The sequence below is a fragment of the Shimia biformata genome (assembly GCF_016888515.1).
Classification (GTDB): Bacteria; Pseudomonadota; Alphaproteobacteria; order Rhodobacterales; family Rhodobacteraceae; genus Shimia_A; species Shimia_A biformata.
This window is the reverse complement of record NZ_JAFEJK010000003.1, coordinates 19,178-31,636: the sequence shown is the minus strand read 5'-3', so window position 1 is coordinate 31,636 and position 12,459 is coordinate 19,178. Positions and strand designations below refer to the sequence as shown.

At 59.4% G+C, this 12,459-nt stretch carries 12 protein-coding genes and 1 pseudogene; 5 read left to right on the top strand and 8 right to left on the bottom strand.

Features of this window, described 5'->3' with window-relative positions; translation table 11 throughout:
* Position 1: 1 nt before the first annotated feature.
* Together JQ863_RS17095 and JQ863_RS17090 are read right to left on the bottom strand one after the other, a co-directional pair.
* A complete protein-coding gene (locus tag JQ863_RS17095; protein ID WP_204115560.1) occupies positions 2-928 on the bottom strand; it encodes a carbohydrate ABC transporter permease in 927 nt (308 codons plus the stop codon).
* A gap of 80 nt (positions 929-1,008) precedes the next feature.
* Entirely contained in the window at positions 1,009-2,247 is a 1,239-nt protein-coding gene (locus tag JQ863_RS17090; protein ID WP_204115559.1) for an ABC transporter substrate-binding protein, read from the bottom strand.
* A gap of 138 nt (positions 2,248-2,385) precedes the next feature.
* On the opposite strand from JQ863_RS17090, the gene JQ863_RS17085 reads away from it, so the two are divergent.
* Genes JQ863_RS17085 through glpK form a run of 4 tightly spaced genes read left to right on the top strand, consistent with a single transcriptional unit; the run spans position 2,386 to position 7,242 of the window.
* Positions 2,386-3,171: an IclR family transcriptional regulator gene (locus JQ863_RS17085; RefSeq protein WP_204115558.1), complete on the top strand. Its 786-nt coding sequence runs from the start codon at positions 2,386-2,388 to the stop codon at positions 3,169-3,171.
* Positions 3,172-3,201: 30 nt separating this feature from the next.
* On the top strand, positions 3,202-4,263 hold the full coding sequence (locus JQ863_RS17080) for an ABC transporter ATP-binding protein (RefSeq protein ID WP_204115557.1): 1,062 nt from the start codon (positions 3,202-3,204) through the stop codon (positions 4,261-4,263).
* A 13-nt stretch (positions 4,264-4,276) separates the two neighbouring features.
* Positions 4,277-5,767 carry a glycerol-3-phosphate dehydrogenase gene (glpD, locus tag JQ863_RS17075; protein WP_204115556.1) on the top strand — a complete coding sequence of 497 codons (1,491 nt, stop codon included), beginning with the start codon at positions 4,277-4,279 and terminating at the stop codon, positions 5,765-5,767.
* Positions 5,764-7,242, top strand: coding sequence for a glycerol kinase GlpK (gene glpK / locus JQ863_RS17070; protein WP_204115555.1), 1,479 nt, complete (start codon positions 5,764-5,766; stop codon positions 7,240-7,242). Before glpD ends, glpK begins: the two co-directional genes overlap by 4 nt.
* Positions 7,243-7,421: 179 nt before the next feature.
* Here the strand turns inward: glpK and JQ863_RS17065 are convergent, their stop codons facing one another.
* The gene (locus JQ863_RS17065; protein ID WP_204115554.1) at positions 7,422-7,808 is read right to left on the bottom strand and encodes a pyridoxal-dependent decarboxylase; all 387 of its coding nucleotides are present in this window, start codon (positions 7,806-7,808) and stop codon (positions 7,422-7,424) included.
* Positions 7,809-7,909: 101 nt separating this feature from the next.
* On the opposite strand from JQ863_RS17065, the pseudogene JQ863_RS19495 reads away from it, so the two are divergent.
* A pseudogene (locus JQ863_RS19495) lies at positions 7,910-8,091 on the top strand (transposase); the annotation flags it as partial.
* Between the two features lie 60 nt (positions 8,092-8,151).
* Here the strand turns inward: JQ863_RS19495 and JQ863_RS17060 are convergent.
* From JQ863_RS17060 to JQ863_RS17040, 5 genes are read right to left on the bottom strand one after another with little or no spacing between them, the layout of a single operon-like run.
* Positions 8,152-8,994 (bottom strand): fumarylacetoacetate hydrolase family protein, encoded by an 843-nt coding sequence (locus tag JQ863_RS17060; protein ID WP_204115553.1) that lies wholly within the window; start codon positions 8,992-8,994, stop codon positions 8,152-8,154.
* Positions 8,991-9,899 carry a dihydrodipicolinate synthase family protein gene (locus JQ863_RS17055; protein WP_204115552.1) on the bottom strand — a complete coding sequence of 303 codons (909 nt, stop codon included), beginning with the start codon at positions 9,897-9,899 and terminating at the stop codon, positions 8,991-8,993. The genes JQ863_RS17060 and JQ863_RS17055 overlap by 4 nt, the downstream gene beginning before the upstream one ends.
* Positions 9,896-10,228, bottom strand: coding sequence for an L-rhamnose mutarotase (locus tag JQ863_RS17050; RefSeq protein ID WP_204115551.1), 333 nt, complete (start codon positions 10,226-10,228; stop codon positions 9,896-9,898). Before JQ863_RS17050 ends, JQ863_RS17055 begins: the two co-directional genes overlap by 4 nt.
* A complete protein-coding gene (locus JQ863_RS17045; protein ID WP_204115550.1) occupies positions 10,225-11,388 on the bottom strand; it encodes an enolase C-terminal domain-like protein in 1,164 nt (387 codons plus the stop codon). The genes JQ863_RS17050 and JQ863_RS17045 overlap by 4 nt, the downstream gene beginning before the upstream one ends.
* Positions 11,385-12,455 (bottom strand): ABC transporter ATP-binding protein, encoded by a 1,071-nt coding sequence (locus JQ863_RS17040; RefSeq protein ID WP_204115549.1) that lies wholly within the window; start codon positions 12,453-12,455, stop codon positions 11,385-11,387. The genes JQ863_RS17045 and JQ863_RS17040 overlap by 4 nt, the downstream gene beginning before the upstream one ends.
* Positions 12,456-12,459: the final 4 nt, after the last annotated feature.

Genomic DNA, 12,459 nt, shown 5'->3' with positions numbered 1-12,459 from the left:
CTCAGCGTCCTTTCTCGTCGCGGTACATTTTCCAGAGGAAACCCACGATGTAGACCATCATGATCAGGAACAGCACCACGGCGATGGCCGCGCCATACCCCATGCGGAAGCCGTATTCGGAAAACGCCTGTTCATACATGTAGAAAGCCAGCACGCGGGACGATCCCCAAGGGCCGCCGTCGGTCATGATGGAGATCAGGTCAAAGCTGCGCAGCGCGCCGATCACTGTCACCACGATGGCAATGAACGTCGCGGGCCGCAGCTGTGGCAGGATCACATACCACAGCATCTTGACGCCCTTGGCGTTGTCCAACCGCGCCGCCTCGATCTGCTCTGGATCTACGGCATTAAGGCCGGTGAGATAGAGGATCATGCAATAGGCCGTCTGCGGCCAGAGGCCGGCAGCAATAATGCCATAGGTCACATAGCGCTCGTCCGCCAGGACCGCGATCGGGTCGATCCCGAACCAGCCCAGCGCAATGTTCAGCAAGCCGTAGCTGGGGTCATAGAACCAGGCGAACACCAGCCCCACTACGACCTGCGAAATCACAAAAGGAAAGAAGAACAGCGACTTGTATATGCGAATTCCCCGAACCGTCTGGTTCAGGAACAGGGCCACGAACAGCCCCATCGGGATCGCCAGCATGTACAGCACAAGCCAGATGACGTTGTTCTTAAGCGAAGTATAGAACGCGTCATCATCCATCAACTCAACATAGTTTCCGGTACCGACCCAGGTGGCTTCCCCCAGACCGTCCCAGTCATAAAACGAGATATTGATCGACTGAAAAATCGGGATGATCACGTAGACCAGGAACATGAAAATGCCGGGGGCCAGGAACAGCCACGGCGCGAGGCGCTGCTGATTTTCCTTCCACCACCCGCGCGAGGTTGGCGCGTCGGCATTCGGAACGGTCGGGCTTGTCATGATGTCTCCTCCTCGGGCGCGAAAATCGGTCGCGCGAACCCCGCCCGGCGACGCCGGACAGGGTCATTTCATGCGGAATGTTACTTGTAGACCCGCTGGCGGACCTTTTCGAGCCGCTCAAGGATGGCGTCCATGCGTTCAGGTTTGACCATGAACTCCTGGAAGCCCTCCATACCAGCCTTGGCCATTTCCGCCGGATAGTCCCGATCAAAGAACTGGGCGATCCCGCCGTCGGTGTTGGACAGCATCTCGTAGCCAGCCTGAAGGAACTTGTCGTCACCGACAGTCGAGCCCTTGTTGATCGGCAGCTGGCCAAGAGTTTCGTTGATCTGCGACTGCACGTCGGCGCGCGCGAGGTAGGCCAGGAACTTCTTGGCGTCTTCCTTGTTCTTCGCGTTGGCCGGGATGTGGATCGTATCGGTCGGCGCCTCTTCTGCCAGGGGCACCTCAGGATTGATGACCGGGAACTGGAAGAATCCCAGCTGATCGTCGGTCAGACCGGCCTCACGCAGCGGCGCAACAGCGAAGTTCCCCATGACATACATTGCCGCGTCACCCTGCACCATCGGGGCCAGCGCCTCTTGCCAGGAATAGGCGGCGTGGTTTTCGATGAAGAACCCGGCGTCCAGCAACTCTTTCCAGTTATTCATGGTGGCTTTGACGCGGTCGTCGGTCCAGGCCACCTCGCCCTTGCCCAGCGCCATGTGGAAATCATACCCGTTGGTACGCAGGTTCAGGTAGTCGAACACACCGCCAGCGGTCCACAGATACTTTGTCCCGATGGTGATCGGGGTGATCCCCGCCTCGTTCAACTTGGCACCGGCCGCCTTGAACTCTTCCCAATTGGTGGGCACGGCGATGCCATGCTGCTCGAACAGGTCTTTGCGGTAATAAACGCCCCACTGGTAATAGGTGTACGGCACGCCCCAGATTTTGCCATCGATAGTCATCGAGCCAAGCGACGAGCCAAGCGATTCTTTCAGCCCATGCTCTTCCCAGACATCATCGACCGGCTCAAACAGCCCCGCATTCACATAAGGTAGCATCCGATTGCCCGCGTACCAGTTCGCCAGGTCCGGCGCGTCGGCGGTCAGGAAGTTGCGGATCGACGTCTTGTAACCCTCGTGGTCAAACAGGTTCCAGGTCACCTCAATGTCGGGGTTTTCCGCCTTGAAACCTTCAATCAACGCCTCGAACGCGGCCTTGGGCGCGGGATCCGATGTGTCGGTATTGATGACCAGCTCTCCGGCGATGGCCGCCGAAGTGAATATCGTGGACGCAGCCAGAGCCGCCGTCAGAACCTTTACTTTCTGGAACATGAATCTCCCTTTCTCCTCCAGTGCAAAGTTCCAAATAATGGAACAATTGTTTTGCATGTTGACCTGATAGTCTCAAATTGCTATCAAGTCAATAGTTGCTTTCAGCGGCAGCCGGTCAACAATCGACGGAAATTGGGCATGAACAAGCAGGTCGGAAGCGATGGAACAGTCGGAAAGGCGCTTGATATCCTGGATATCGTTGTCGCGTTCGGACGTGCCGTGCGCTTTTCCGAAGTACTTGAAGCCAGCCCCTACCCCAAGGCGACCCTGCACCGAATCCTGCAGACCCTGACAAGCCAGGGCATGCTGGCTTATGACGAAGAGCGGCAGGTCTATGTTCCCGGAATGCGTCTGGTGCGGATCGCGCGGCACGCGTGGAACCAGTCGTCGCTGGCACCGCTGGCATTGCCCTTCATCGAAACCCTGGCGAATGACGTCGGCGAAACGGTCCATCTGGCGCAGATGGAAAACGGCCGCGTAGTCTTTGTCGAAAAGACGACCCCGTCACAGGGTTTCCAGACTATGGCACAGCCCGGCCGCCGGTCACCGGCCCATTGCACCGGCGTCGGAAAGGTCATGTTGGCCTTCATGGACGACGAGCGCCGCGCGAATGCACTGGAACAGCAGAAATACGAGCCATTCACACCGGCCACGCACAAAGGTCCCGAAACACTGCTGCCGGAGTTGGAACAGATCCGGGTCGAAGGCGTGGGCTATGACCGCGAAGAACATGAGCAGGGGATCATGAGCATCGCCGCCCCGATCTTTGGCAGTTCAAACCGCGTGATAGGTGCGATTTCGGTTGTGACATCGACATTCCGCCGGTCACCCGAAGAGCTTGAAAAATTCCGTCCCGCGCTGCTTCGGACTGCCGGACAAATCGGGTCGGAGGCAACCGTCTGGCCATATCCGCTGGCGCAATAGCCAGTTAGACTTCTAGGGAGAGAGTAAACCATGTCAGGTGTCGCACTTCAAAGTGCCGTGAAACGCTACGGCGACGTACAGGTGATCCACGGCGTAGACTTGCAGATCGAAGATGGCGAGTTCTGCGTTTTCGTCGGTCCGTCAGGTTGCGGCAAGTCCACGTTGTTGCGCATGATTGCCGGCCTCGAGGAAACCACCGACGGCCAGATTTCCATAGGGGGCCGTGATGTGACTCGTGCGGACCCGGCTGATCGCGGCGTGGCGATGGTATTCCAGACCTATGCGCTTTACCCGCACATGACTGTGGAAGAAAACATGGGCTTCGGCCTGAAAATGAATGGTGTCGACAAGGCCACCATCAAGTCCAAGGTCGGCGAGGCCAGCCGAATCCTGAAGCTGGACGAGTACCTTGCGCGCAAACCCAAGGCATTGTCGGGCGGTCAACGCCAGCGCGTTGCCATTGGCCGGGCCATCGTGCGCGGTCCGGAGGTGTTTCTGTTCGACGAACCGCTGTCGAACCTTGACGCCGAACTGCGCGTCGACATGCGGGTGGAAATCGCGCGCCTGCACAAAGAGATCGGCGCGACGATGATCTATGTCACCCATGACCAGGTCGAGGCGATGACCCTGGCGGACAAGATAGTCGTGCTGCGTGCCGGACATATCGAGCAGGTCGGCAGCCCGATGGAACTGTATCAGAACCCGGACAACCGCTTTGTCGCCGGCTTCATCGGCTCGCCCAGCATGAACTTCATGGCCGGCAAGGTTTCGGGCGGGCAAGTTGTTGTGCCCGCACTGGACAATGTCGCAATCCCCACCTCTGTCGCGCTTCCCGGCGAGGGCGCCGAAGTAATCGTCGGCCTGCGCCCACAGCACCTTGCGGTGCAAGAGGCCGAGGGCCCCGTGACAGTCGACATTCGCGAACGGCTGGGAGGGGTGGCCTATGACTATCTTCAGACCACCACCGGCGAACGTATCGTGGTCGAAACCAAGGGTGACGAGATGATCCCGGAAGGTGCAAGTGTAAAGGTCACTTTCGACCCGGCAGACGCCATGTTCTTTGACGCAACGTCCGAAAATCGGCTGCGCTGAGCGAACTATTCCGATGCAAACCGAACCCGTCGATCTTTTTGTCATCGGCGGCGGCGTGAACGGGTGCGGAATTGCCCGCGACGCCGCAGGCCGGGGCTTGTCTGTCACGCTGGCTGAACAGGGTGATCTTGCTCAGGCGACTTCGTCCGCTTCTTCCAAACTGTTCCATGGCGGATTGCGCTATCTGGAGTATTACGAATTCCGGCTGGTCCGCGAAGCGTTGAAAGAGCGCGAGGTGCTGATCCGGGCTATGCCGCATATCAGTTGGCCGATGCGCTTTGTCCTGCCGCATCACCGGGGTCTTCGACCGCGTTGGCTGCTGCGGCTTGGCTTGTTCCTCTATGATCACCTGGGCGGGCGCAAGATTTTGCCGCCGACGCGGGCGGTTGACTTTACCACCGACCCGACGGGCGCACCGTTGAAGGACATATATCGCACCGGGTTTGAATATTCTGATGGCTGGGTTCAGGATTCGCGCCTGGTCGTTCTGAATGCCCGCGACGCCGCCGACCGCGGTGCCGAGATTGTGACGCGCACGCGTGTCACCTCGGCGCGCCGCGGCGATGACGTCTGGACCATCACGCTAGAGGATGTTGAAACCGGAAAGCTGTCGGAACGCACTGCGCGCAATCTGGTCAATGCCGGCGGGCCGTGGGTTGCACAGATCCTGAACGGTACGATTGGCATGGACACCGAGGAAAAGATCCGACTTGTTCGCGGCAGCCACATCGTAACGCGCAAACTGTTCGACCATGACCAGCCCTATATCCTGCAGGGTGCTGACGGGCGCATTGTATTCGCAATTCCTTATGAGCAGGACTTCACCCTGATCGGCACCACTGACGTCGACCACGACGCCGATATGGACTCCGTGCATTGTAGCGATGAGGAAGCGGCCTATTTGTGCGATTTCGTCTCGGACTATTTCCGCACAGCCGTCACACCGGACGATATCGTCTGGCGCTATTCAGGTGTCCGGCCGCTTTATGACGACGGCGCAAGCTCGGCCACGGCTGCGACGCGCGACTATGTCCTGTCATTGAACACTGACGGCGCGCCGCTGTTGAATGTCTTTGGCGGTAAGATCACCACATATCGGAAACTGGCGCAGGCTGCCGTGAACAAGTTTTGCCCGTCGGGGGCATGGACAGCCGGGGTGCCATTGCCCGGCGGAGACTTTCCCTGGGACGGGGCGGCACCCCTTACCGACGGGCTTTTGCGCGACTACCCCTTCCTTGATCGAGCCCATGCAGGCCGACTGGTGCGCACCTATGGCACTTGCGCACGACAATGGCTTGGTGCCGCTCAGTCCGCGGCCGACCTTGGCCACGACTTCGGAGCAACCCTGACCGAGGCCGAACTGAGGTGGCTTCGTGACCGCGAATTTGCCCTCACCGGCGACGATGTTCTATGGCGCCGCACCAAGCTGGGGTTGCTTATGAACGAGGAGCAGAAAACCGCCGTTGACGCGTGGATGCGGCAGAACACGCGAGGTTCGGCGTGACCCATATTCTTGCCATCGACCAGGGCACAACATCGACCCGCGCCATCATATTCGATGCGGCCATGGCCCCCGTCGCAACGGCTCAGCAGGAATTCCCGCAGCACTTTCCAAGCAATGGCTGGGTCGAACACGACCCGATGGACCTTTGGGCCACAGCAGAGGCGACAAGTCGGGCTGCGATCCGCAAAGCCGACCTTTCTGCCGCGGGAATTTCCGCGATCGGGATCACCAACCAGCGTGAGACCACGGTCGTCTGGGACAGGGCAACCGGCCTGCCGATCCATAACGCCATTGTGTGGCAGGACCGCCGGACCGCATCCCTGTGCCGCGGGCTGTGCGCCTCGGGGCACGAAACGGTTGTCACCGAAAAAACAGGGCTTCTGCTTGATCCCTATTTCTCGGCGACCAAGCTGCGCTGGATCCTTGACCATGTAGACGGAGCGCGGGCGCGGGCGGCGGCGGGCGAGCTGGCCTTCGGTACGGTCGACAGTTGGCTGATCTGGCGACTGACCGGCGGCGCGGCGCATGTGACTGACGCCACCAATGCCGCGCGGACCATGCTTTATGACATCCGCAAAGGCCATTGGTCACAGACCATGTGCGACATGTTCGACATCCCGATGGCCCTTTTGCCCCAGGTCAAGGATTGCGCCGCAGAGTTTGGGGAAACGGAAATTTTTGGTGGGCGCATTCCCATTCTTGGCGTTGCCGGCGATCAGCAGGCGGCCGCGGTTGGACAGGCTTGCTTTGAACCGGGTATGATGAAGTCGACCTATGGCACCGGTTGTTTTGCCCTGATGAACACCGGGCAAAAACCCGTGACCAGCAAGAACCGCCTGCTGACCACGATCGCCTATCAACTTGACGGCACGCCAACCTATGCGCTGGAGGGGTCCATTTTCATCGCGGGGGCAGTCGTCCAATGGCTGCGCGACGGGCTGGGAATCATTGGATCCGCAAGCGACACTCAGTCTCTGGCAGAATCGGCCGATCCGTCTCAGGACTTGGTCCTTGTGCCCGCATTCACCGGTCTTGGTGCGCCCTACTGGAACCCGGGCTGCCGCGGTGCAGTGTTTGGACTGACCCGCAATTCGGGCCCTCGGGAACTGACCCGAGCGGCGCTGGAAAGCGTCGGTTACCAGACCCGTGATCTGCTGGAAGCGATGCAGGCCGACATGGGAACCTGCGGCAACGCAACGCTTCGGGTCGACGGCGGCATGAGTGCTTCTCGCCATGCCATGCAATTCCTGGCGGACATCCTCCATGCGCGGGTCGATCGGCCGAAGGTCATTGAAACCACGGCCATGGGCGCGGCGTGGCTGGCCGGTCAGTTTGCCGGCGTTTTTCCCGGCCCCGCAGAAATGGCTGCTCATTGGGCGCTGGACCACAGCTTTGAACCGCAAATGGACCTTGATACCCGCAACGCGAAATACAGCAGGTGGAAGCGCGCCATCAACGCGGCACAAGCGGTCTGACCCCCAAGCTTGGCTGGGCTGAGACGGTTCTCCAGACCCGGCGAATTTCGTCGTAGAAACCCCAGCCACGGGCCGAAGCCTTGTCCCCAGCCGCCTGATCGATGGTTTTTCTGCTTGTCTGAAAGAAAATCATCCTGCCGCGTGCAAACACTGATTGTCCCGTTTTCGCCGGATATTGCTCATCCCATAACAAGCCGCGACCGCGCCGCTTTCACGGCGTCCAGCGTTGTTTTTGTGTCGCTTTCCGTGGTCTTCCAGGACGAAACCGAGAACCGGATGGCTTCGCGACCGTTCCAGTGCGTGGGCCCGAACCATGCGTCGCCGCTTTTCTGCACGTCGTCCGATAACCTGCCCGACCAACCGTCCGCATCAGGAAGTGCTGCGACCACCTGGTTCAGAACAACATCATTCAAGATGTCAAATCCCAGTTCGGCCAGCCCATCGGCCAGTTTCCGAGCATGCCCACACGTACGATTGATCAGGTCTTCCAAACCCGAACGCCCCAATGAATGCAGTGCCGCCCAGATTTCCACCGCACGCGCGGACCTCGAAAATTCCGGCACCATGTCTTTCGGCACGCCCCAAAGACCTTGTTTTGAAACGTCCCAGCCCCGTCTTAAAAGAATGGCGGCTGTGCGTTTCACCGCGCAAAAAACAAGCGGCGAACGTGTCTGACCTTTTTTGGTTGAGCCAAGAGCAGATGGGCCGTCTCAAACCATATTCCCGAGGTCACACAGGAAACCTCGTGTGGAATAGTGTCGGGTGCAGAGTGGCATTAACTTCATCAGCCGCAACGGTTTACAACGGCGCGATGCGCCCAGGGAATACGACCCGCACACGACACTCTTCGCTGCTCTGCGCGTAAAGATCAGGCTACCAAAGCGCCATAATTCGACCCGTAAAAGCAGATTAGGTTTTGCGAACCAATTGCCGTTGTTCGCCCAATCCCTCGATACCCAACCGCATTTCGTCTCCGTCCTTCAGAAATCGCGGGGGTTGGAAGCCAAATCCGACGCCGGGAGGGGTTCCGGTCGAGATGATGTCGCCCGGTTGAAGGGACATGTAGCGCGAAAGGTATGACACTACTTGCGCAACACCGAAGATCATGGTCCGGGTCGACCCGTCCTGGACCCGTTCGCCGTTGACCTCAAGCCACATTCCCAGGTTTTTCGGATCGGCGACCTCGTCCTTGGTCACCAGCCATGGACCGGTCGGACCAAAGGTGTCCGCCGACTTGCCCTTGACCCACTGTCCGCCATGTTCCAGCTGAAAAGCACGTTCCGATATGTCGTTGATCACGCAATATCCCGCCACATGATCCATGGCGTCAGCTTCGGACACATCGCGGGATTCTTCCCCGATAACCACTCCAAGTTCCACCTCCCAATCGCCCTTTTCCGCGCCGCGCGGAAGGATGACATCGTCATTGGGACCGCAGATCGCAGAGGTCGCCTTCATGAAAACCACAGGTTCCGTCGGGACATCCATGCCGCTTTCCGCGGCGTGATCGGCGTAGTTGAGACCAATGCAGATGAACTTTCCTACCCGGCCGACGCATGCCCCGATCCGCTCGGACGGATCGATGGTCGGCAGGGTCGCAAGATCAATGGCGCGCAGTTGATCCAGTGACTCCTGTGATAGTGCAAGTCCGGCGATATCCTCGACGATCCCGCTTAGGTCGCGAATGCTGCCGTCGGCATGGAGAATGGCGGGGCGTTCGTGGTCCTTTGGACCGACGCGCATAAGTTTCATGTAAGTTCCTCTTGTTTTTGTTGTTTTTTCGACATCCGCGCCACCATTCTGTCGATTTCGGCCCTGGTGACCGGATCAGGTTTGGCGGTCGGGCACCTGACGCGGGCTGACTTGAAAACACCACGCTGCTCCAGCAACGCCTTGTGGATGTGATAGAACAGGTCCGCCGACTGGAACCCCAGACGACTGATAGGCAGAATGCGGTTTTCAATCAGTTGGGCGGCATCGTCGTCTTCACCCCTGTTCAAAGCCTGCCAGACCTGCATGAACTCGACCGCCTGGCTTGCAAAAGGCATCGTGCCACGCGCGCCGCGACGATATTCCTCGACCAGTGTCCCCCCTCCGGCTCCGCCAAGGATCGTCAGTTTGTCGCCAGCGGCACTGACCATTGACTGCACCTGCGCAACGGTGGGCTGCGTTTCCACCTTGATCGTGTCGACAAGCGGGATTGCTTCGGCGATGCGCAGAGCCAGCGCGGGTGAAATCGGGGCCTGCGGTACGTCCTGCAATACGATGGGAAGGCCGGTCGCGGATGCGATCCAGTCGATGTGTTCGATAACCGAGTCCGGCCCCGTGGCAAAGAAATCCGGGGGCCAGATCATCAGGCGTGTTGCCCCGGCCTCGGCGGCTTCTGTGGCAAGCTGAACGGCCACGTCCGTTCCCGGTGCCGACACATTCATGATAACGGGCATCTGTCCTTCGATTTGATCGGCAACGGCACGCAGCATGTCGCGTCGCTCTTCGCGGGTCAGCTTGAAGATTTCGCTGCCAATGGCGATGCCAACGCCATGTACGCCCGCCCCGATCATCGCATCCACTTCTAGCCGCAAACTTCCGTAGTCAATCGACCCATCAGCATTGAAAGGGGTTAGTAGGATGGGAACTATTCCGGTCAATCCGGTCATATGTCTGTCTCCGTTTCGGTCAGGGCAAAGACTTCGTTCAGGGGGTAGTGAATTGGCCGCCCGCTGGGATCCGTTTCCATCAACTCGGCCATCCGCGCCCACCAGCGCGCGGTGGTATCGCTCGGCGCGGTGTCCACTGCCGGAAACGGATGGTCCCGCTCCTGAAACGCAAAGATCGTCTGTCCACTGCGAAAAAGGAAGAAACGCCGGATTCCCGAAGTCCGCATCTGGGACAGAAGCTCGGGCCAAACGGCAGCATGTGCCGCGTCATAGTCCAGCTCTGCGCCCTTGCGCAGGCGCATGGTCCAGGCTTTGCGATAGGTGGTCATGCCGCCACCCGGTTATCGCCGATGTAGTCCCAGACAATGTCGTACCCGAGACCCGGTCGGTCCGGCAGCGGCACATAACCGTCGGCATCCATCGGGTCGCAATTGCCATTCAGGTAGGGGTGCGGCGCATCATAATCGACACCTGGCGCCAGAAGCCCCTTTTCGTACCATTCGCTGGTGTCTTCCGACGTCGCCCCCATGACCTGAAGGTTGCCCCAACCGGCCATGTGGATTTCGCAGCGCTGTCCGTAGGCTTCGCAGACGATGGCGGTCTTTCGGCAGCCGGTGATGCCGCCGCGCCGGATGTCCATGCGGCTCATGTCCGAGGCGCCTTGAAGGATCCATTCGGCCCGGGTGAACACCCCTCCTGCGGCGATTTCGGGCGCAAGGATTGGGATCGACAGTTCACGGCACAGGCGACGATAGCTTTCCACGCGGTATTCCGGCATTGGATGCTCGAACCAGTAAAAATCATTGCGCTCAAGCTCGCGCCCGACTTTGATGGTTTCCTCGATCGTGTGATATGTGCCCCAGACATCATACATAAGCACCATGTCCGGCCCGACCGCCTCGCGCACGAGGTTGATGGTCTCGATATCTGCGCGAATGTTCGAGGGGCGGCCATTGGTGGGCAACCCGGTGTCAGGGTTCCAGAAGTAATGCGGGTGGATTTTGTAGGCCTGATAGCCTTCCGCTTTGCAGGCAAGCGCGTGCTCTGCATAAACCTGCGGTTGCCCGATGTTGGGATAGGTCGACGCATAGGCGGGCACCTTGTCGCGCGCGCCGCCCATCAGCTTGTAGACCGGCAGGCCAGCGGCATTGGCGGCCAAGTCCCACAAGGCGCAGTCAATCACGCTTTGAGCCACTTCGGGAATGTTGCGCACCCACATCCATTTCCAGATCAGTTCCCGGTCGAAGGGATCAGCACCAAGGATCATGTCGCGGACCTGACCTTCGATCAGGCGTTGTTCGTCGGGCGTCATGCCATCCTGATCGCCATGTTTGCCGCCACCAAAGAAATGTCCGACCAGCCCCTCATCAGTTTCGATACGGGTTACAGTCTGGATGACTTCGGCGTTCTTTTTCAGCCGAGCATGACCGATGTCCCATCGGTCGGCATGGGTCTTGAACCGGATGACCTTGACGTCGCTGATCTTCATTGTCCGGCCGCGTCCTGACGGATGGCCGCCTCTGTCTCGGCGTCGAAGCAGTGCAGTTTGCCGGGCTCGATCTGAAGATGAACGGTGTCGCCAGGGCCGACAGAAATCCTGTCGCGCGTAGTAAAGACGATGTCACCGTCGGCCATGCGCAGCATCAGCTGGGTCTCGGCGCCAGTCGGCTCAACCACAACCACCTTGGCTGGCATGCCGCTGTCGGCCAGGCGCAGATCCTCGGGACGGAATCCGGCAATCACCGAGCGCCCCTCGTCCACCCCAGCGGGCGCTTTCCCCACCGAAACGCTGGACTTGGTAACGAGTGTTCCGCCCGTTGCCGCCGCTGGCAGGAAATTCATAGCCGGAGAGCCGATGAACCCTGCCACGAAGACACTGGCCGGTCGGTCGTAAAGCTCAAGCGGTGATCCTATCTGCTCCACGTGACCGCCGCGCATCACCACGATCTTGTCTGCCATTGTCATGGCCTCGATCTGGTCATGTGTGACATAGATCGTCGTTGTTTTCAGTCGCTGGTGCAGTTCTTTGATCTCAGCCCGCATCTGGACGCGCAGTTTGGCGTCAAGGTTCGAAAGCGGCTCGTCGAACAGGAAAACTTCGGGGTCGCGTACAATGGCGCGGCCCATGGCGACACGCTGACGCTGACCGCCTGACAGTTGACGTGGATAACGATCCAGTAACGGAGCGAGGTCGAGGATCTCGGCCGCGTCGCGCACCTTGCGGTCAATCTCATCCTTGGGCTGCTTGGCCAACCGCAGCGAGAAGGCCATGTTCTTGGCCACATTCATGTGCGGGTACAGCGCATAATTCTGGAACACCATGGCAATGTTACGTTCCTTGGGCTGCAACTTGTTGATGACCGCTCCGTCCAAGGCGATCTCGCCGTTCGAAATGGTCTCCAGACCGGCGATTGAGCGCAGCAGGGTGGACTTGCCACAACCCGATGGCCCGACCAGAACGGTGAATTCGCCGTCGGCGATATCAAGGTCGATGCCATGCAGGACCTCGACCGCACCATAGGACTTGCGGATGTTTCTAAGTGCAACAGATCCCATTGGA